This window comes from Cellulosimicrobium sp. GQ32, assembly GCF_059758455.1.
Genome location: NZ_JCAXEP010000005.1, coordinates 25,425 through 45,039, shown reverse-complemented (window position 1 = coordinate 45,039; position 19,615 = coordinate 25,425). Strand labels below are relative to the sequence as shown.

16 protein-coding genes are annotated in these 19,615 nt (G+C 72.6%); 7 read left to right on the top strand and 9 right to left on the bottom strand.

All coding sequences use genetic code 11. The features are described from left to right. The first annotated feature begins 54 nt into the window (after positions 1 to 54). From AC6CH9_RS09835 to AC6CH9_RS09825, 3 genes are all read left to right on the top strand, one after another. Complete coding sequence (locus AC6CH9_RS09835) at positions 55 to 2,022, top strand: glycoside hydrolase family 127 protein (RefSeq protein WP_498154717.1); 1,968 nt, start codon at positions 55 to 57, stop codon at positions 2,020 to 2,022. Between the two features lie 36 nt (positions 2,023 to 2,058). Continuing rightward, the gene (locus AC6CH9_RS09830; protein ID WP_498154716.1) at positions 2,059 to 4,113 is read left to right on the top strand and encodes a glycoside hydrolase family 31 protein; all 2,055 of its coding nucleotides are present in this window, start codon (positions 2,059 to 2,061) and stop codon (positions 4,111 to 4,113) included. Between the two features lie 390 nt (positions 4,114 to 4,503). After that, complete coding sequence (locus AC6CH9_RS09825) at positions 4,504 to 7,218, top strand: RICIN domain-containing protein (RefSeq protein WP_498154715.1); 2,715 nt, start codon at positions 4,504 to 4,506, stop codon at positions 7,216 to 7,218. Between the two features lie 180 nt (positions 7,219 to 7,398). Here the strand turns inward: AC6CH9_RS09825 and AC6CH9_RS09820 are convergent, their stop codons facing one another. The 4 genes from AC6CH9_RS09820 to AC6CH9_RS09805 are packed head-to-tail and all read right to left on the bottom strand — an operon-like array spanning position 7,399 to position 10,003. Next, the gene (locus AC6CH9_RS09820) at positions 7,399 to 7,881 is read right to left on the bottom strand and encodes a hypothetical protein (protein WP_498154714.1); all 483 of its coding nucleotides are present in this window, start codon (positions 7,879 to 7,881) and stop codon (positions 7,399 to 7,401) included. A 19-nt stretch (positions 7,882 to 7,900) separates the two neighbouring features. After that, positions 7,901 to 8,704, bottom strand: coding sequence for a ferredoxin reductase (locus AC6CH9_RS09815; RefSeq protein ID WP_498154713.1), 804 nt, complete (start codon positions 8,702 to 8,704; stop codon positions 7,901 to 7,903). A 9-nt stretch (positions 8,705 to 8,713) separates the two neighbouring features. Next, complete coding sequence (locus AC6CH9_RS09810) at positions 8,714 to 9,313, bottom strand: sulfite oxidase-like oxidoreductase (protein ID WP_498154712.1); 600 nt, start codon at positions 9,311 to 9,313, stop codon at positions 8,714 to 8,716. Between the two features lie 39 nt (positions 9,314 to 9,352). Beyond that, the gene (locus AC6CH9_RS09805; RefSeq protein WP_498154711.1) at positions 9,353 to 10,003 is read right to left on the bottom strand and encodes a TetR/AcrR family transcriptional regulator; all 651 of its coding nucleotides are present in this window, start codon (positions 10,001 to 10,003) and stop codon (positions 9,353 to 9,355) included. A 153-nt stretch (positions 10,004 to 10,156) separates the two neighbouring features. Here AC6CH9_RS09805 and AC6CH9_RS09800 point away from each other — a divergent pair, with 153 nt between their 5' ends. Continuing rightward, positions 10,157 to 11,461 carry a glycosyltransferase gene (locus AC6CH9_RS09800; protein ID WP_498154710.1) on the top strand — a complete coding sequence of 435 codons (1,305 nt, stop codon included), beginning with the start codon at positions 10,157 to 10,159 and terminating at the stop codon, positions 11,459 to 11,461. Positions 11,462 to 11,479: 18 nt separating this feature from the next. Further along, positions 11,480 to 12,022: a DapH/DapD/GlmU-related protein gene (locus AC6CH9_RS09795; protein WP_498154709.1), complete on the top strand. Its 543-nt coding sequence runs from the start codon at positions 11,480 to 11,482 to the stop codon at positions 12,020 to 12,022. Positions 12,023 to 12,048: 26 nt separating this feature from the next. Here AC6CH9_RS09795 and AC6CH9_RS09790 read toward each other — a convergent pair whose 3' ends face one another. The 5 genes from AC6CH9_RS09790 to AC6CH9_RS09770 all read right to left on the bottom strand — a co-directional run bounded on the left by AC6CH9_RS09790 (position 12,049) and on the right by AC6CH9_RS09770 (position 16,144). Then, positions 12,049 to 12,900 (bottom strand): LLM class F420-dependent oxidoreductase, encoded by an 852-nt coding sequence (locus tag AC6CH9_RS09790; RefSeq protein ID WP_498154708.1) that lies wholly within the window; start codon positions 12,898 to 12,900, stop codon positions 12,049 to 12,051. Positions 12,901 to 13,092: 192 nt separating this feature from the next. Then, positions 13,093 to 14,535, bottom strand: coding sequence for an L-serine ammonia-lyase (locus tag AC6CH9_RS09785; RefSeq protein WP_498154707.1), 1,443 nt, complete (start codon positions 14,533 to 14,535; stop codon positions 13,093 to 13,095). A gap of 70 nt (positions 14,536 to 14,605) precedes the next feature. Continuing rightward, entirely contained in the window at positions 14,606 to 15,232 is a 627-nt protein-coding gene (locus AC6CH9_RS09780) for a DNA-3-methyladenine glycosylase I (protein ID WP_498154706.1), read from the bottom strand. An 88-nt stretch (positions 15,233 to 15,320) separates the two neighbouring features. Further along, positions 15,321 to 15,686 (bottom strand): winged helix-turn-helix domain-containing protein, encoded by a 366-nt coding sequence (locus tag AC6CH9_RS09775; RefSeq protein ID WP_498154705.1) that lies wholly within the window; start codon positions 15,684 to 15,686, stop codon positions 15,321 to 15,323. Then, on the bottom strand, positions 15,683 to 16,144 hold the full coding sequence (locus AC6CH9_RS09770) for a hypothetical protein (protein WP_498154704.1): 462 nt from the start codon (positions 16,142 to 16,144) through the stop codon (positions 15,683 to 15,685). The genes AC6CH9_RS09775 and AC6CH9_RS09770 overlap by 4 nt, the downstream gene beginning before the upstream one ends. A gap of 160 nt (positions 16,145 to 16,304) precedes the next feature. Between AC6CH9_RS09770 and AC6CH9_RS09765 the strand changes: the two genes are divergently transcribed. Further along, a complete protein-coding gene (locus AC6CH9_RS09765; protein ID WP_498154703.1) occupies positions 16,305 to 17,873 on the top strand; it encodes an ATP-binding protein in 1,569 nt (522 codons plus the stop codon). A gap of 16 nt (positions 17,874 to 17,889) precedes the next feature. Further along, on the top strand, positions 17,890 to 19,599 hold the full coding sequence (locus AC6CH9_RS09760) for a tetratricopeptide repeat protein (protein WP_498154702.1): 1,710 nt from the start codon (positions 17,890 to 17,892) through the stop codon (positions 19,597 to 19,599). Positions 19,600 to 19,615 lie beyond the last annotated feature (16 nt).

The following is a 19,615-nucleotide window of genomic DNA, read 5'->3' as shown; positions in this document are numbered from 1 at the left end:
CGGGCGTGAACCAGTCGCCGCACCCCTCGCGGCGTTTCTAACGAAGGACACCTCGTGACCGAACGATCGACCACCGTGGCGGGCTTCGCGCCGTCGAGCACCGGCTTCGATCCCGTGCCCGGACCGGAGCTGGCAAGCCCTGTCGCGACGTCCCCGCCAGGGCGCCGCGGCCTGGGCATGGGTGAGGTCCGGCTCACCGGTGGGTTCTGGGGCAGGCTCCAGGTGACGAACGGGTGGGCCACCATCAATCATTGCCTGACCTGGATGGACCGGCTCGGATGGCTGGCCAACTTCGATGCCGTCGCGCAGGGCAGGACGGGCGAGAACCGCCCAGGCTGGCAGTTCTCTGACTCCGAGGTCTACAAGATCTTGGAGGCGATGGCGTGGGAGCTCGCTCGCACGGGCGAGCCGGCCCTCGCCACCGCGTACGACAGCCTCGTCGAGCGCGTCGCGGCGGCTCAGGATGAGGACGGCTACCTCAACACCTGCTATGGCCACCCGGGCAGACCCGAACGCTGGAGCGATCTCGAGCGAGGACACGAGCTCTACTGCGTCGGGCACCTCCTGCAGGCAGCGGTCGCGCGTGTGCGGACCGCGGGCGAGGACCTTCTTGTCCAGATCGCGCGCCGCGCCGCGGACCAGGTGTGCCGCGAGTTCGGCCCAGAGGGACGCCAGGGCATCTGCGGGCACCCGGAGATCGAGGTAGGGCTGGCCGAGTTCGGCCGCGCCCTGGGCGAGCCGCGCTACACAGAGCAGGCACGACTGTTCGTCGCGCGGCGCGGTCACGGGACGCTGACTCCGATCCCGCTGCTCAGCCCCGCCTACTTCCAGGATGACGTCCCCGTACGCGACGCGGACGTATGGCGCGGGCACGCCGTACGTGCGCTCTACCTCGCTGCTGGGGCCGTCGACGTAGCCGTCGACACGGGCGACGCCCAGCTTCTCGAGGCGGTCGCGGGGCAGTGGGATCAGACCGTCGAGCGTCGCACCTACCTCACGGGAGGTATGGGGTCACGGCACCAGGACGAGGGCTTCGGCGACGACTGGGAGCTGCCCGCCGACCGGGCCTACTGCGAGACGTGCGCCGGCGTCGCGTCCGTCATGGTGTCCTGGCGCCTCTACCTCGCGACCGGCAATGTCCGGTACGCCGACCTCATCGAACGCACGTTCTACAACGTCATCGCGACCTCACCCCGGTCAGACGGCCGCGCATTCTTCTACGCCAACCCGCTCCAAGTCCGGGTCCCCGGGCAGGGCGTCGAGCAGGACGCCGAGAACCCTCGTGCGGAAGGCGGCGTCCGAGCGCCGTGGTTCGACGTCTCCTGCTGCCCGACCAACATCGCCCGCACCCTGGCCTCCTGGCACACCTACGCCGCCGCGGTGGAGGGCGACGAGCTCAGCATCCTCCAGTACGCGTCAGCAGACATCGACGCCAGGCTTCCCCAGGGTGGACGCCTCCTCGCTCGCGTCGAGACGCAGTACCCTCACGCGGGAACGGTGACCATCGAGATCACCGATGCACCGGCTCGCGACATCACCTTGCAGCTCCGCATCCCAGCCTGGGCGCACGGCACGACCATCTCCAGGAACGGAGAGCCGGCGCGGCTCGTCGCCCCCGGTTGGGCGATCCTTCATGGGATCGCCACCGGTGATCTCGTCACGCTCGAGCTCTCGGTAGAGCCTCGGTTCACGTGGCCGGACCCGCGGATCGATGCCTTGCGCGGAACAGTCGCCGTGGAACGAGGCCCGCTCGTACTGTGCCTGGAGTCAGTCGACCTTCCCGAGGGCGTGGCCCTCGAGGACGTGCGCCTCGATCCCGGAGTAGCTCCCGAGCCCGAAGAGGACGGGGCGCTGGTGCGCGCATCGATCATGGCGCCTGCACCGGAAGACCGCGCGCTGCCCTATCGGCACAGATGGCCGGCCGCGGCACCCCGCGAAGAGCTGACCTTGCCTCTCGTTCCCTATCACCGGTGGGCCGAGCGCGGACCGTCGACCATGCGCGTCTTCATCCCCACCTTCTGACCATGTGCCGGACTAGCCCGAGGAGTCTCGGTGACCATGCACCATCCCGATAGCCCGGTTCGAGTCGAGGGCGCCCGCCTCGTGTGGCGCGGGGGCGGGGAGACCCTCGTCGTCGAGCCATGGGGCACGAACGGCGCGCGCGTTCGGGCGACCATCATGGGCGACGTCGTCGACAGCGAGCACGCGCTCCTGCCAGCCGACCCCTCGCCCGACGTCCGCATCGAACTGCGGCCTGACGGCGCAACACTCGGCAACGGCACTCTGCGGGTCGAGCTACGCGCGACAACATGGTTCCACGAGCCGGTCGGACACGAACGTTCCGCGTGCGAGGTCTCCTTCTACGACGCGCAGGGACGTCTGCTGCTGCGCGAGCACGGCCGGGGCGGCTCGCTCGACCTCCAGGCCCGCCGTTTCCGGCCGCGCCTCGGCGGGGATCTCGAGCTCACCGCGTCGTTCGAAGCCGACCCCGCGGAGAAGCTCTACGGCATGGGCCAGTACCAGCAGCACGTGCTCGACCTGAAGGGCTCCACGTTCGAGCTCGCGCACCGCAACTCTCAGGCGAGCGTGCCGTTCGTGCTGTCGAGCGCAGGTTACGGGTTCCTGTGGAACGACCCGGCGATAGGGCGCGCGACCTTCGCACGCAATCGCACCGAGTGGTACGCGGAGTCCACGCGACAACTCGACTACTGGGTCGTGGCCGGCGACTCGCCCGCGCAGATCGCCTCGGCCTACGCTGACGCAACAGGACACGCACCGATGATGCCGGAGCGGGGACTGGGGTTCTGGCAGTGCAAGCTCCGGTACGCGAGCCAGGAGGAGCTCCTTGAGGTCGCGCGCGAGCACCGGCGGCGCGGTCTGCCGCTCGACGTGATCGTTGCGGACTTCTTCCACTGGCCGCGCATGGGCGACTACCGGTTCGAGGGAGAGTTCTGGCCGGACCCGGCGGCGATGGTCGACGAGCTGCGAGAGCTCGGGGTCGAACTCATGGTCTCGGTCTGGCCGCAGGTCTCGCTCGAGTCGGAGAACTACTCCCACCTGCGACGCGAGAACCTGCTGGTACGGGCAGAGCGGGGGCTGGACGTGCAGATGGCGTTCCAGGGGCCGAGTGCGTTCCTCGACGTGACCAACCCTGCGGCGCGGCAGTGGCTGTGGGAGACGTGCCGCCGAAACTACGGGGCATACGGGATCCGGACGTTCTGGCTCGATGAAGCCGAGCCCGAGTACGGGGCGTACGACTTCGATGCCTACCGCTACCACCTCGGCCCGAACGTGCGGGTCGGGAACCTCTACCCGCAGCTCTACGCGCGCGCGTTCTGGGACGGGCAGCGGGCGGACGGCGAGAGCGAGGTGGTCAACCTCGTGCGCTGCGCATGGGCGGGCAGCCAGCGCTACGGCGCGCTCGTGTGGTCGGGTGACATCAGCTCGACCTGGGAGGACCTTGCCCGCCAGGTCACCGCCGGCATCCATATGGGCGTCGCGGGCATCCCATGGTTCACGACCGACATCGGCGGATTCCACCACGGCGACGCAACCGACCCGGCGTTCCACGAGCTCCTCGTTCGATGGTTCCAAGTCGGAGCGTTCAGCCCGGTGATGCGTATGCACGGCGACCGGCTGCCGTACAGGGACGTCGTCGCGGCAGACGGGTCGCCGCGACTACGCTCCGGGGGGCCCAACGAGCTGTGGAGCTTTGGCGAGGACGTCTACCGGGTTCTCGAACGCTACGTCCACCTGCGTGAGGCGCTGCGCCCGTACCTGCGCGGCATCATGCGATCTGCGCACACCGACGGCCAGCCGGTGATGCGCGGACTCTTCCACGAGTTCCCCGACGACGCCGACAGCTGGGACGTCGACGATCAGTTCCTCCTCGGCCCCGACGCCCTCGTCGCACCCGTCCTCACCGCTGGCGCGCGCGAGCGCGACGTGTGGCTTCCCGCCGGGGCGAGGTGGACGGACATGGCCTCCGGTGTGGTGCACGACGGCGGACAACGCGTCCGCGTCGACGCACCCCTCGACGTCGTGCCGGTGTTCTTGCGTGACGGAGCCCTGGGACACCTCGTGGGGCGCACTCGGAGCCGCTACGCCCACTGAGACGGCCGGCACGACGACGATGGTCCGACGATCGTCGTCGAACCGGTTCGATATATGCCCTCGCAGACAGGACAGAGAGAGGAGGTACAGCCCCCACAAGAAGCTCATCGTCGGCGGGGGAGAGCCGCAGCCGGAGCCAAGCGCTCCTGGCCCTGACCACCGCGGACGGCGGTGAGCACGAGCACCCGCATCGCAGCGAGTGCAAGCACAAGAGAGACCCACGGTCACGCCATGGGTCGAACGACGGAACACGGCGCAGCAAGCCGGAGCAACGATGCACCGGGCCTCGAGCGAGCCGCTCGAGGCGATGCGCTCCACCACCGAAGACGGAGGACAACCGTGTCAACCACAAGAGCCACCTCAGCACCGAGGCGCCGCACGGCAGCAGCCGTGGCAGCAGCGCTCGTCGCTCCCCTCGCCATGACGGCGGGCGGCCTGGGCCTCGCGGCACCGTCCGCGACCGCAGCCCCTGGGCCTGCTTCCACGCTCGTCGTGGAGGCAGACCAACCGTTCCGCGACGTCTCGTACGTCGCGACCGGATCGCTCTACGGCATCGCCGACGAGGGCGTCCCCTCGGACGACCTCATCGCGCCCATCAAGCCCAACACGTTCATGCAGATGCCGCCGAACGGGCGCCAGCAGCCGACCGGCGACACCGCGAAGGTCTGGCGCACAGCCGCGAGGCACGACGCCGACGTCGTCGTGCGCATCATCGACTACTACCCCGGCTGGCCCTACCAGTTCAGCTGGGAGACCACCGCCGACCGCAAGGGCTGGGAGGACGTCATCCGCGACGTCGTCGCCGACGTCGAGGCGTCGGGTGCCACGAACGTCGTCGCGTACGCGCCCTTCAACGAGCCCGACATCACCTGGCGCGAGGCAGAGAACGGTGACTTCCTGGACGCGTGGAAGTTCACCTACGACGTGCTCCGCGAGGAGATCGGGCCGGACGTCCCGATCCAGGGCCCGAGCTTCTCCGACAACATCACTCGGATGCGCGAGTTCCTGGAGTTCGCGAAGGAGACGAACACCGTCCCCGACGTGCTCGAGTGGCACGAGCTCATCCGCTCATCCAAGACGAAGGGTGACGTCGAGGCGGTGCGCGCCATGCTCGACGAGCTCGGCCTGCCCGACCTGCCCATCGACATCGCGGAGTACGCCTCGCCGCAGGAGGTCGGTCTGCCGGGACCGCTCGTCGGCTATATCGCCAAGTTCGAGCGCTACGGGATCCAGCGAGCCGAGCTCGCGTTCTGGAACCAGTCCGGGACGCTGGGCGATCTGCTCGTCTCACGTGGCGGGGCACCGAACGGCGCCTACTGGCTCTACACCTGGTACGCGGACATGGAAGGCCAGATGGTCACCACCACCCCGCCGTCCAACGAGAGCCCGCTGGACGGCGCCGCGTCGGTCAACGACGCGCAGGACGAGGTCAAGATCATCGCCGGAGGCAACAGCGGTCCGACGTCGATCGTCGTCAACGGTCTCGACGAGCTGGCGCTCGGCGACTCCGTGAACGTCAAGCTCGAGACCACGCCGTCCTACGGCAGGACCACGCCGACCCCGGGACCGATCACCATCTCGGAGGCGACGTACGAAGTGGGTGACGACGGTTCGATCACCGTCCCCGTCGTCATGAACCCGAACTACGGCTACCACGTGGTCGTCACCTCGGCCGCGGAGACGCAGAGCCTCGCCGGCACATACACCCTCACGAACCGCAACAGCGAGCTCGTGCTCGACACCGCCGACGGTTCGACCACGGCAGACACGCACGTCGTCCAAGCGGAGGCGTCGGACGGCGCGACGCAGGTGTGGCGCGTCGAAGAGGCGGGCTCGGGTCTGTACAAGATCGTCAACGACGCCAGCGGGCTCGCGCTCGGGGTGCAGGATGCATCCACGGAGAACGGCGCACCCGCCGTCGTGCAGGACGACACCGGCGCAGAGAACCAGCTGTGGCAGCTCGTACCCGACCCGGACGGGCGTGTGCGTCTCGCCAACTACGGCACCGGTCTCACCCTCGGCGTGCGAGACATGAGCACGGAGCCCGGCGCGCCCGTGATCCAGTGGACCGACGGCGCGCCGACCTCCAACTGCCGCGCCGACGGCGAGCGTCAGCCCGGCAAGATCGGCACGGCGATCGACTTCTGCCACAGCGCCTCCTACGTGACCCTGCCCAACGCAACCCTCTCAGGCCTCAACGGCGACTGGTCCGTCTCGACCTGGATCAAGCCCGCTGCACTCACGACCTGGTCACGCGTGTTCGACCTCGGAGGAAGCTCGACCAAGAGCATGTTCCTCACCGTCAGTGCTGGCAACGGCCCCCGATTCGCGATCACCGCCAACGGCTCGGGCGCTGAGCAACGGCTCAGCTACAACGGCCAGAACTTCGCCCTCGACCAGTGGTCGCACGTCGCGATCACCGTCGCAGGCACCACCGGGACCATGTACATCAACGGTCAGGCCGTGGCCACGGGTCAGATCACGACGAAACCGTCCGAGCTCGGCGACACCACCAACCGGAACTACCTCGGAAAGTCGCAGTACAGCAGCGACCCGGCGTTCGACGGAGCGATCGACGACTTCGCGATCTACGGCAAGGCACTGACATCCCAGGAGATCTCGACGCTCGCCTCAGGCCAGCCCGCCCAGGGGGACGTTCTGAACTACGCCTTCGACGAGGCCGAGGGCAAGACCGCCGTCGACTCGTCGGGCAACGGGAAGAACGGCACCATCACCGTCGGTGGTGGTGCAGGCGGCACGACGACCTCGACCGACGAAGCCACCGCCGACCGGTTCTGGACACTCACGCCTGCTGACAACGCCGGCGATCTCGCCATCGACGTCACCGCCCAGCCGCGATGCCTCGCAGGCAACCCCTACCTCGCGGTCCGCGCGACCAACCTGGATGAGGTACCGCTCGACATCACGCTCTCCACGCCCTACGGCGAGAAGACCGTCGTCGCGGTCGGCCCAGGGAAGAACGCCTACCAGTCGTTCGCGGTCCGCGGCACCTCCGAAGCAGGCGTCGCGTCAGCCACAGTGATCGCCGCTGACGGGCGCACCTCGACTCTCGAGGTGCACTACGAGGCGCCCACCTGCGGCTAACCATCAGTCGCATCCTGCATGCACGCAGGAATGGCCTTGCGTGACGGTCGAGCCCCGCACCCCGAGGTGCGGGGCTCGACCCACAGCCATGGACACCCCGCACCTCGATGACACGTGCAACGAGGCGTCGTCGGAGAATCGAGCGATGAGCAAGCCTCCTAGGGCCTGCTTCGGGATGGGCTAGCGGCGGCTGATCCAGGCGAGGATGTCGTCAGCGATGGTCTTGGGGTCGGCGGCGGTGGTGATGTCGTGCTCAGCGTTGTCCGCGTCGAACCGGTCGAGCTCGAAGCCGCCGAACGCGCTGATGCTCTTGGAGACCGCGAAGGACCACTCAAGGTCGTCGTCGACGGGGTAGACGATGAAGAACGTGTTGCCGTCGGTATCGAGGGTTTCGGCGAGGTCGATCAGGTCGCTCCGGTCGGACCGATCGATGTCGTCGCCTCCCTCGGGGGTGGCGTCGTGGGCGCCCGCCAGCCGAACCTTGGCTTTGCGGTTGGCCTGCTGGTCGGTCTTCTCCGGGATCGTCGCCGCGATCCCGCGCCGCCGTAGCCGGGCCCGGTTGCCCGCGGAGGTGTAGCCCCAGTCCGCGCGGACCCGGTCGGGGCGGGTTCGCGGGCGCCCGATCCCGCCGGGGCGGTGCACCTTCTTGGCCGTAGCGAGCACGGGCCCGAACTGAGGGCTGTCAGTCCCCGGCGGGCCCGAAGCGCTCGGTCTTGACCCGTGCCGGGTCGTGGCCGAGGGAGACGAGCTGGCGGGCGACGGCCTCGACGAAGCCCGTCGGCCCGCACACGAAGCACGCGGGCTCGATCTCGGCGAGCCAGCCCCACGCGGCGAGGTCGCGGCGCTCGAGCCGACCGGGGCCGCGCATCGAGCCGAGCGGCGTCGAGCGCGTGTAGACGACCTGGACGTCGAGACCGTCGTGCGCGGAGGCGAGCCGGTCGAGGTCGCCGACGTACAGCCGGTCCTCGGGGCGGCGGACGGAGTAGACGAGCCGGAACGGCGTCCGGTCGCCCGCGTCGCGGCGCGTCCGCAGCATCGCCATGAGGGGGACGAGCCCCGACCCGCCGGCCGCGAGCAGGACCGGTGTCCCGGCGTCGTGCTCCGGAGACCAGACGAACCATCCACCGATCGGTCCGCGCAGCTCGATCGCGTCACCCACCGCGAAGCCGTCGGTGAGGTAGGTCGAGACCTCCCCGCCGGGGACGCGCTGCACGGTGACCTCGACGCGCGCGGGCGAGTCGTCGTCGGGCACGCTCGCGCGCGTCGCCGCGCTGCCGATCGAGTAGCTGCGCTCGGCGGTGTAGCCGTCGGGTGCGGTGAGGCGCAGGTCGACGTGCTGGCCGGCCAGGTGCCCGGGCCAGGCGGGGACCTCGAGGACGAGCGTCCGTGCGGACGGGCTCTCCTCCCACGCGTCGACGAGCGTCGCGACCTGCCAGCGCGACGGGGTCGCGTACCGGGCGCCGAGGCGGACGGGCGCCTCGGTCATCGTGAGACCTCAATCACCCTGGTACCTCTGCTCTCGCCACGGGTCGCCGAGGTCGTGGTAGCCCAGGCGCTCCCAGAAGCCCTGCCGGTCCATGGGCATGAGCGTGATGCTGTTGACCCACTTGGCCGACTTCCAGAAGTACAGGTGCGGCACGAGCAGCCGCGCCGGGCCGCCGTGCACGGGGTGCAGCGGGGCGCCGTCGAACGTGTGCACGACCCACGCCTTGCCGCCCAGGAGGTCCGCGACCGGAAGGTTCGTCGTGTAGCCGCCGTAGGAGCCGATCATCGCGAAGTCCGCGGTGGACTCCACGTCGGCCAGGAGGGTGTCGAGCGAGACGCCGCGCCACGACGTCCCGAACTTGGACCAACGGGTCACGCAGTGGATGTCGACGGTCGGCTCGTCCTGGGGGAGCGCCATGAGGTCCGACCACGACCACGCGTGCGTCGTGCCGGTCTCGGTCGTGACGTCGAGCCGCCAGGTCGCGGTGTCGACGCGCGGTGTGGGCCCCGCCGAGAGCACGGGGAACCCGGTCTCGACGTACTGGCCCGGCGGGAGTGCCACGCCCTGCGGGCGTGGCCGGCCGTGGAAGCCGGGGGTGAGCGTGCTCATGGCACACGGTAGGCGCGGTGCCCGACGGCGCGCCAGGGCTCAGGCGTTCGCGCCCTCTGTCGGCGGTGCCGCGACGAGGCGCACGACGGCGTCGCGCAGCCAGGCGCGGTATCGCTCGTCCGACCAGCCCGCCCCCTCGACGAAGTGGGCCCATCCCTCGGGTGCGAGCAGGTAGGAGAGGGTCTCGGCCGCCTCCTCCCGCGCGGAGTGCGGGCGGAACCCGTGCGCCACGAGCACGTCGACGCTCGCGCGCAGGTCGGCGCGGCGGCGTCCGAGGAGCGCGTCGAGCTCCGCGGCGACGGCCTCGTCGGAGCGCGCCGCGGACGTGAAGGCGGACCACAGGCCGGCGACGCGGGCGTTCGCCCCCGCGACGAGCGCGACCAGCCCGTCGAGGAACTCCTCGGGATCGGTGGTGCCGGCGACGGAGCGGCCCTCGGGTCGTTCGCCGAGGGACTCCCGACCCTCGGACCCGGCGAACGTGAGCTCGAACGCGGCGAGGAGCAGCGCGCGCTTGGGCCCGTGCGCCTTGACCGTCTCCAGCGACACGCCCGCGCGCTCGGCGACGCGCGCGAGGGTCGTGCGCTCGTAGCCCCGCTCGGCGAGCTCCCGAGCGGCGGCGCGCACGACCCGTTCGCGCGTGCGCGCCGCCTGCTCGGCGCGGAGGTCGGACGTGTAGGCGCGCGGGACCACTATTGACTACCCTTCAAAGGTGATGAATACTCCTGACGGTTGATCGATCTTCTCACACGCCGGCTCCCCACCGGCGCCCCCGCGCAGACGGCCCGGTCCTGCGCCTACCGTCCGTCCGGCGCGCCGCGCGCCGCCACGAGAGAGGCACCACCGATGGCCGACGTCCTGCTCTGCTCCACCCCTGTGCACGCCCACGTCACGCCGCTGCTCGCCGTCACGCGGGCGCTCGTCGCCCGCGGGCACGACGTCCGGTTCCTGACGGGGGCCCGGTTCGCCGCGGCCGTCGAGGCGGCGGGCGCCACGTTCCTCGCGCTCCCCGCAGAGGCCGACTTCGACGACCGGGACCTCGCGGCCGCGTTCCCCGGTCGCGCGGGGCGCACCGGGCTCGACGCGATCCGGCACGACATGCTGGAGATCTTCGTGGAGCCCGGCGTCGCGCAGCACCGTGCGGTGGTCGACGCCCTCGCGTCGCGCCCGGCGGACGCCGTGCTCGTCGAGCCGCTGTTCCTCGGCGCGATGCCGCTCGTCGCGTCGCCCGCCGACAGCCGGCCGCCCGTGCTCGCGCTCGGCATCTTCCCGCTCGGGCTCAGGAGCGACCGCACCGCGCCGTTCGGCCTCGGGGTCCTGCCCGCGCGCGGACCGCTCGGCGTGGCGCGCAACAGGGTGCTGCACCGGTTCGTCGAGCAGGTCGCGTTCGCCGCCCCGCAGCGCGCCACGCAGGACATGGTCCGTGCTGCGGGCGGGGAGCCGAGCGGCACCTTCTTCCTCGGCTGGCCGGCCGACGCGGACGCCGTCGTGCAGCTCACCGTTCCCGAGCTCGAGTACCCGCGGCCCGACGTCGCGACCCCGGTCCGGTTCGTCGGCCCACCGCGCCCGGCGGCGGGGAGCGGCGACCTCCCGGCGTGGTGGGGCGACCTCGACACCCGCCTGCCGGTCGTGCACGTCACGCAGGGGACCGTCGCGAACGAGGACCCGACCCAGCTCCTCGTCCCCACGCTGCGCGCGCTCGCCGACGAGGACGTGCTCGTGGTCGCCGCGACGGGCGGCCGCCCGGTCGGTTCGCTCGGGCCGCTCCCGGCGAACGCGCGCGCGGCCGAGTACCTCCCGTACGACGCGCTGCTGCCGCGCACCTCCGTCCTCGTGACCAACGGCGGCTACGGCGGCGTCCACCACGCGCTGCGCCACGGCGTGCCCGTCGTCGTCGCCGGCAAGACGGAGGACAAGGCGGAGGTCGCCGCGCGCGTCGCGTGGACGGGCGCCGGCCTGCGGCTGCGGACGAGCACGCCGCGGCCCGCCCAGGTGCGGCGCGCGGTGCGGCGTCTGCTCGCCGACCCGTCGTACGCGCGGGCCAGCGCACGCCTCGGCGAGCGCATCGCGGCCTCGCCGGGCGAGGACGGCGTGGTCGACGTCGTCGAGGAGGTCGTCGCCGCCCGGGAGGCGTCGCGCGCCGTCCGCTGACCGGGGCAGGATCGGGGGATGCCCAGCGACCTGCTCATGCGCATCCACGACCCCGAGTTCCGCGCCATGTCCGAGAGGGTGCTGAAGGCCACCGAGCTCACCTCGCGGCTCAACGTCCTGCCGTTCGACGACGCGGAGGGCCGGGCGCGGCTGTTCGAGCAGATCCTGGGCCGCCCGCTGCCGCCGCGCGTGACGATCTACCCGCCCTTCTTCACGGACCACGGCCTGAACCTGGACCTGGGGGAGCGGGTGTTCGTCAACCAGAACTGCACGTTCCTCGACTACGCGGGCATCCGGCTGGCCGAGCGCGTCATGGTCGCGCCGAAGGTCACGTTCATCACCGTCGGGCACCCGGTCGACACCGACGACCGCAAGGTCTGGCTGACCGGCGGCCCGATCGACGTGCACGAGAACGTGTGGATCGGGGCCGGGGCCACGATCCTGCCCGGCGTGACCATCGGTCGCGACGCGGTCGTCGCCGCCGGCGCGGTCGTGACCGAGGACGTCCCGCCGCGCAGCCTGGTCACCGGCACCAAGGCGGCCGTGCGCCGCACGTGGTGAGCGGTCGGCCCGCCTCCGAGGGCGACTCAGAGGTCGGCGACGTGCGGGACCGCCGGGGCGACGGCGTCGCGCACCCACGCGGCGAGGGGCGTCGTCGGCGGGCGCAGGATCACGGTGTCCACGCCGAGCGCGGCGAGCGGGCGGACCTCGTCGATGAACGCCGTGACGTCGCCGTGCAGCAGCGCCTCACCGCCGTGCAGCACCGTCACCCGGACCTGGGCGGGGTCGCGCCCGACGTCGTCGCAGTGCCGGCGGAGCACGTCCAGCTTGTGCGCCACGTCCTCGGGCGACGTCGCGAAGAGGTTGCACGCGTCCGCGTACTGCGCGACGAGCCGCAGCGTCTTGCGCTCGCCCGACCCGCCCACCATGATCTCCGGCGTGCTCAGCGGGAGCGGCGAGCACAGCGTCTCCGCGAGCTGGTAGTGCACGCCCTCGTAGGGGCCGTTCGCCGCAGGGTCGTACATCTGCCGCGCGATCTGCAGCGTCTCCTCCAGCCGCTCGAACCGCTCCTTGAGCGGCGGGAACGGGACGCCGAGCGCCGCGTGCTCGCGCTCGTACCAGGCCGCGCCGATCCCGAACGTCGCCCGCCCGCCCGAGAGCACGTCGAGCGTCGCGACGGTCTTGGCGAGCAGGCCCGGGTAGCGGTACGTCACGCCGGTGACCAGCGCGCCGAGCTGCACGGTCTCGGTGCGGCCCGCGAGGTAGCCGAGCGTCGTGTAGGCCTCGAGCATGGGGTCCGACGGCGGGAGGCCGGCTGGCTCCATCTGGAACCAGTGGTCCATCACGGAGATCCAGCTGAGGCCGGCCTCCTCCGCCGCGGCGGCCGTGTCCCCGAGCTCCCGGCGCAGGGCCGAGGGCTCGACGGAGTCGAATCGCATGAGGTGTGCACCGAGTCGCATACCTCGCATCGTTCTCCTTCGAGCGCGCTCGAAGTCAACCCCGGCGGGAAGGTGCGGTGGGCACTCGACCCGTCGGTCGTGCCGGAGCCTCCGCTTGCTTCGCTGCGCTCCGGCTCAGCACTCGATCTGCTGGTCGTGCTGAAGCCTGCGCTTGCTTCGCTGCGCTCCGGCTCAGCACTCGACCACGTTGACCGCGAGGCCCCCCGTCGAGGTCTCCTTGTACTTGGTCGACATGTCGACGCCGGTCTGGCGCATCGTCTCGATGACCGTGTCGAGCGAGACGACGTGCGAGCCGTCGCCCTGGAGCGCGAGGCGTGCCGCGGAGACGGCGGTGCAGGCGGCGATGGCGTTGCGCTCGATGCAGGGCACCTGGACGAGCCCGCCGACGGGGTCGCACGTGAGACCGAGGTTGTGCTCCATCGCGATCTCGGCCGCGTTCTCCACCTGGGCGGGCGTGCCGCCGAGCACGGCGCAGATCGCGCCCGCCGCCATCGAGCACGCCGAGCCGACCTCGCCCTGGCAGCCCGCCTCCGCGCCCGAGATGGACGCGTTGCGCTTGTAGAGCGCGCCGATCGCGGCGGCCGTGAGGAGGTAGGTGCGCATGGCCCGGCGCCGGCGAGAGGGGTCTGCGGCGACGTCCGGGTGGGTGCGCAGGAAGTGCCGACCGACCGCGGGGATGATCCCGGCGGCGCCGTTCGTCGGGGCGGTCACGACGCGGCGCCCGTCGGCGTTCTCCTCGTTGACGGCCATCGCGAACGCCTGGAGCCACTCGATGGTCGTGTCGGCGCCGCGCTCGTCAGCGAGCTCGAGGCGCTCGCGCTGGGCCCGCGCCCGACGGCGGACCTTGAGGCGCCCGGGCAGCACCCCGTCGCGCTCGAGCCCCGCGTCGACGCACGCGCTCATGGTGTCCCAGATCCGGTCGACGCCCGCCTCGACCTCGGCTGCGGGGCGCAGAGCGGACTCGTTCGCCCACGCGACGGCCGCGATGGACGTGCGCTCGCGCTCGCACAGGGCAAGGAGCTCGGCGGCGTTGGCGAAGGGGAACGGCACGCCCGCCGGCTCCGTCCGGGGGTCGATCGCCTCGCCCGCGAGCTCGGCGCCGAGCTGCGCGGCCTCGTTCGCGGCGGCGGACTCGAGCTCGGCGGCCGTGAGGACGAACCCTCCGCCGACCGAGTAGTACGCCTCCTCGGCGAGCGTCGCGCCGTCGGCGTCGAGCGCCGTGAAGCGCATGCCGTTGGGGTGCCCGGGCATGCGCGTCAGCGGCGCGAGGCGCACGTCCTCGCTCGTCATGGTGATCCGGTGCCGGCCCAGCAGCGCGACGGGCGCGCCGTCGCCCAGCTTCTCCCACGAGCCGGGGACCCGGGCGGGGTCGCACGTCTCGGGGTCGAGGCCGAGCAGCCCTGCGACGACGGCGTCCGGCGTGCCGTGGCCGACGCCCGTCGCCCCGAGCGATCCGCACAGCACGACCCGCAGGCCGGCGACCGCGTCCAGCACGCCGCCGTCCTCCAGCGCCGCGACGAACGCCTTCGCGGCCCGCATCGGCCCGACGGTGTGCGAGCTCGACGGCCCCACGCCGACGGAGAAGAGGTCGAGGACCGACACGTACGCGCTCATGGAGACCATGGTCGCACCCTGTCCCACGATGCGGGCGCCTTTTGCTATAGCGAATCCGCGCGCTGGCCCATCAGGCTGGCGTGCCCAGGACGACCGGGCAGGTCGCGAGGTGGTCGTCGACGAGCCCGCACGCCTGCATCGCGGCATAGGCGGTCGTCGGCCCGACGAAGCGGAAACCGTGCTTCTTGAGCGCCTTCGAGAGCGCGGTCGACTCGGGGGTGAGCCCGGGGACGTCGCCCCACGTCGCCGGGCGCTCGCGACCGGCCGGTGGTGCGAACGACCAGATCAGCTCGTCCAGCGTGCGCCCGCTCTCCTGGAGCGCCAGCAGGGCGCGCGCGTTGTCGATCGTCGCCGTGATCTTCTGCCGGTTGCGGATGATGCGGGCGTCGCCGAGCAGACGCTCGACGTCGGCCTCGTCGAACGCGGCGACGGCCTCCGGGTCGAACCCCGCGAAGACCTCGCGGAAGGCGGGCCGCTTGCGCAGCACGGTGATCCAGGACAGGCCCGACTGGAACCCCTCGAGCGCCAGGCGCTCGAACAGCGCCGTGTCCCCGTGCACCGGGACCGCCCACTCGGTGTCGTGGTACTCCTCGTAGAGCGGGTCGCCGTCGCCGAAGCACCGGGCGCCGGGCTGCGGGGCGGCGGGCGCGTCGTCGGGCACCGCGAGGGGCGTCGGCGGGGTCGTCTCGGTCGTCATGCGTCCACTCTGCCCGGTCCCGCCGACACGGCGACTGCGCCGTACGCCGGGTGTGGACGGGGACCTCGCGATCGGGGCCTGTGCACGCTCACGCTCCCGGAGACGGCGTGGGAGGCAGGCGGAGGTCCGCGATCGCGCGCAGCGCGTCGAGGTGCGCGCCCAGCGCCGCGCGGCCGGCGCCCGTCAGGCGGACCCACGTGCGCGCCCGGCGACCCGACCGCTCCTTGGAGATCTCGACGTACCCCGCGGCCTCCAGCACGGTGAGCTGCTTGGACAGCGTCGGGTCGGAGAGCTCGATGGTGTCACGCAGGGTCTTGAAGTCGGCCTTCTCGACGCCGGACAGCGCCGCGACCACCGAGAGGCGCACGGGGGAGTGGATCACGTCGTCGAGGGTGTGGCGTGGGTGGTGCTCGGCGGCGTCACCCGTCGACGACCCGGTGCGCTCGGTCGTCACGCCGTCACCGCCGTCTCCCGTGGCGCGGGGATCCACGCCGCGAGGAGCAGCGGGACGGCGCTGACGAGCGCCGCGGGGACCCAGAACACGACGTCGCCGGCGAACCGGTCGAGACCGACGAAGAGCGTCGCGCCGTAGACGACGGCCCAGGCGCCGGCACCGACGGCCAGTCGCGGGCGCGCGCCCGCGACCATGGCGCCCTGGCGCGCGGCCCAGGTGACCCCCACGGTCACGAGCAGCGCCCAGGCGCTCATGCCGGCCACGAACCCGACCCGGCCACCGAGGCCGAGCGCGAGCACCAGGCCGACGCTCGCCGCGGCCCAGCCCGTGAGGTAGAGGCGGACCCATCGCCAGGCCGTGGCGCGGGTGGAGGCGGCGAGCCGCGACGCGTCCGCCAGCGCCGAGGAAGCCTCGGCGGGGCTGGGCGCGGTGCGGGAGGGCGTGTCGTCGGTGCTCATGGATGTCATTCCAGCATCTAGTTGCCTATCTGGCAACTAGTTTCCTCGGGGAGTTCTGCCGATGGCCGGGCGTCAGTCGTCCAGGGCACACTGGGTCCCGGCCGGGTGCATCCGGCGCGATGACGCCGTCGTCCCACCATCGTCTCCCCGAGGAGCAGCCATGTCCGACGCCCTGGCCGCGCTCGCCGCCGCCGTCGCGGCGGCGCCGTCGAGCGCCCCCCTGCGCGTCCACTACGCGAGCCTCCTGCTGGCCGCCGGGCGACCGGTCGAGGCGCTCGAGCAGGCGAGCGCCGCGCTGCGGATCGACCCGGCCGACGGCGAGGCGCTCCGCCTGGTCCAGGACTCGGCCGTCGCCGCGGCGACGGAGGCCCGGCCGGCGGCCGACCCGCCCGCGACAGGTCCCGCCGCGTCGTCGGCCCCGGTCGCCGGGCTGCACGCACCGACGTCCGCGCCGGGAGGCCTCGACGACGGGATCATCACCGGCGTGCCGTCGGACGCGACCGTCCCGCGCGCGCCCGGCGGGCCCGCGCCCCGCACCCCGACCGCGGGGGTCCCCGTGGCACCCGCCCCCGCGTCCACGCCCGGCGTTCCCGCCGCGCCTGGCCCCGCGGCATCAGGTCCCGCGGCGCCGTCGGGCATCGACTGGGACCGGTTGGAGCACGAGGTGGGTGTCCATGTCCCGGCACCCTTCGTCGAGACACCGGCCGTCGAGGCGCCGCCCGGGCAGACGCCCGCCGGGCCGGGCTCCGCTCCCCGCGAGGAGGCCGACGGCGCCGCGCCGCCCGCACCGACCGGCCAGCCGTTCCTCGTCCCCGCGCGCGTCGACGTCCCCGACGACGGGTCAGGGCTGCTCGAGGTCTCGCGCGAGACGGTGACGCTCGCGGACGTCGGCGGCCTGGAGCCGGTGAAGCAGCGCATCCGCGAGGCGTTCCTGGAGCCGATGCGCCACCAGGCGATCGCCAAGGCGTTCGGCAAGTCGCTGCGCGGCGGGCTCCTGCTCTACGGGCCGCCCGGGACCGGCAAGACGTACATGGCCCGGGCCGTCGCGGGCGAGCTCGGGGCGCGCTTCCTCACGGTGACGCTCGCGGACATCCTCGACAAGTACATCGGGGAGAGCGAGCAGAACCTCCACGCGCTGTTCCAGAAGGCGCGACAGCTCGCGCCCGCCGTGCTCTTCCTCGACGAGGTCGACGCGATCGGCGGCAAGCGCGCGCAGTACTCCGGCTCGTCGGGCATGCGGACCGTCGTCAACCAGCTCCTCCAGGAGATGGACGGCATCGGCTCCGACAACGACGGGCTGTTCGTCCTCGGCGCCACGAACCACCCGTGGGACGTCGACACCGCGCTCCTGCGCCCGGGGCGGTTCGACCGCGTCGTGCTCGTCCTCCCGCCCGACGAGCCCGCGCGCGAGGCGATCCTGCGCCACCACCTCGCCGGCCGGCCGGTCGCCGGGATCGACCTGCGTGCGATCGTGCAGCGCACCGACGGGTTCTCCGGCGCGGACCTCGAGCACCTCGCGGCGACCGCGGCCGAGAAGGCGATGATGGACTCGATCGCGTCGGGGCAGGTGCGGCCGATCACCATGGCGGACCTGGACGCCGCGCTCGCCGACGTGCGTCCCTCGACGACGGCGTGGCTCCAGTCCGCGCGGAACGTCGTCACCTTCGCGAACAACGACGGCCGCTACGACGACCTCGCCGCGTACCTGCGCGCGCGGCGCATGCTCTGAGCCGCGGGCCCGGACCGTGAGCACCACGACCGACCCGCGCGCCGTCGCCTCGCGCGCGGAGCTGCTCGTCCAGATGGGGCGGCCCGAGCGCGCGCTCGACGAGGTCGACGACGCGCTCGCGAGCCTGCCCGACGACCCGCGCCTGCTCCTCGCCGCCGCCTGGGTGCGGCTGCACCTCCAGCGCTCGGCCGAGGCGCTCCCGCTCCTGGAGCAGGTCGTCGGCGCGCAGCCCGCGGCCGACGGCGCGCTCTACCTGCTCTCGATCGCGCGCCAGAACACCGGCGACGTGGCCGGGGCGCGCGACGCCGCGGCGAAGGCGCTCGAGCTCGACCCCGACGACGCGCGGTACCACCTCCAGCTCGCCGACACGCACCTGTCGGGCCGCGTGCGCGGTGCCGACCGGAGGCTCGCGCGCGAGCGCATCGACTCGGCGCTCGCGCTCGCTCCGGAGAACCCCGACCGGATCGTGCAGGCCGCGCGACTCTGGTCGCGCCTCGGCGACGACGACCGGGCACGCACGCTCGTCCGCCAGGGCCTCGCCGTCGCCCCGGAGCACGAGGACCTGCTCTACCTCGACGCGGCGCTCGCCCTCGACGCGGGACGCAGCGCGAAGGGGTACAGCGGCGTCCTCGCGACGAACCCCGAGCACGCCGAGGCGGGCTACCTGCTGCACCTCAGCGTCTGGCAGCAGATCCTGCGTCTCGTCGAGATGCCGGTCCTGCTCGTCGGCGCGGTCGCGCTCGTCGTCGCCTTCTCGATGAGCGACTCGTCCGTCGGCAGCGTCCCGGTCTGGGGGATCCTGGTCCTGCTGTGGACCGGGATCACCGCCCTGCGCGTGCTGCCCGTCCTCCTCCAGGTGCCGCGCGGCCTGCTGCACCGCACGCTGCGCCGGACGCCGTTCCGGGGCGGGACCGTCGCCGCCGTGGTCGTGGGCTGGGTGGGCGTGCTCGCGGGTCTCGCGCTGCTCTACGTGGTGCGCGACGCCGTCGTCGTGCGCTGGTTCCTCGTCGGTCTGGGCGGGGTGCTCGCGGTCACGGCCGTGACGTCCGCGGTCCTGCACGCGGCCATGCTCACGCAGACGCGCGAGCTCGGGTACCTCCCGCCCGGCCCCACGGGGGCGGCCCGCATCGCCGGGCTGCGCTCAGGGCTGCGCGGCGCCGTCGTGCGCCGCACCGTGGTCATGGGCCTCGTCGCGATCGTGGTCGCCGCGATCGGCCCCGGAGGGTTCGCGCGCGGCGACGCCCGGCCCGTCGCTGCGCTCGCCGCCGTCGCGTTCGTCCTGCCGGTCGCGGTCGGCCTGTGGGTCGCCTGGCGCGTGTCCGCCCAGCAGCGCGCGGCGTCGGACGAGCGCCCCGCCGTCAGCGCCGGCGCGGCCCTCCGCGCCGGGCTGGGCGCGGCGGTCCTCCTCGTCACGACGGCGCTCCTCGCGCTCGGCGGGGTGGCGGCGCTCGCCGCGCTGCCCGTCAGCCCGGGCGAGCACGACGCCGACGGACGCTACGTCCAGGCGCCGAAGGCCCCGCGCGACCCGGACTCGGACGTCCAGGACTGCGCCGGCCGCCCCGTGACCCGCCTCTCCTGCATCCAGGAGAACAACCGGATCCGGCAGGAGGAGCTGCGCGACCGGATGGAGGGCATCGACATCCCGAGCATCGACGTCCCGACGCTCGACCTGCCGGACCTGCCCGAGGTCCAGGTGCCCGACGCCCCGGTCCAGCCGACTCCCTGACGAGGGGAGACTCCGG

What these genes read in the sequence shown, in the direction of transcription:
- AC6CH9_RS09830 (WP_498154716.1), top strand. Translation starts at nt 2,059, where the DNA reads ATGCACCATCCCGATAGCCCGGTTCGAGTCGAGGGCGCCCGCCTCGTG.
- AC6CH9_RS09815 (WP_498154713.1), bottom strand. Translation starts at nt 8,704, where the DNA reads ATGACCGAGGCGCCCGTCCGCCTCGGCGCCCGGTACGCGACCCCGTCG.
- AC6CH9_RS09810 (WP_498154712.1), bottom strand. Translation starts at nt 9,313, where the DNA reads ATGAGCACGCTCACCCCCGGCTTCCACGGCCGGCCACGCCCGCAGGGC.
- AC6CH9_RS09800 (WP_498154710.1), top strand. Translation starts at nt 10,157, where the DNA reads ATGGCCGACGTCCTGCTCTGCTCCACCCCTGTGCACGCCCACGTCACG.
- AC6CH9_RS09795 (WP_498154709.1), top strand. Translation starts at nt 11,480, where the DNA reads ATGCCCAGCGACCTGCTCATGCGCATCCACGACCCCGAGTTCCGCGCC.
- AC6CH9_RS09790 (WP_498154708.1), bottom strand. Translation starts at nt 12,900, where the DNA reads ATGCGATTCGACTCCGTCGAGCCCTCGGCCCTGCGCCGGGAGCTCGGG.
- AC6CH9_RS09785 (WP_498154707.1), bottom strand. Translation starts at nt 14,535, where the DNA reads ATGAGCGCGTACGTGTCGGTCCTCGACCTCTTCTCCGTCGGCGTGGGG.
- AC6CH9_RS09780 (WP_498154706.1), bottom strand. Translation starts at nt 15,232, where the DNA reads ATGACGACCGAGACGACCCCGCCGACGCCCCTCGCGGTGCCCGACGAC.
- AC6CH9_RS09770 (WP_498154704.1), bottom strand. Translation starts at nt 16,144, where the DNA reads ATGAGCACCGACGACACGCCCTCCCGCACCGCGCCCAGCCCCGCCGAG.
- AC6CH9_RS09765 (WP_498154703.1), top strand. Translation starts at nt 16,305, where the DNA reads ATGTCCGACGCCCTGGCCGCGCTCGCCGCCGCCGTCGCGGCGGCGCCG.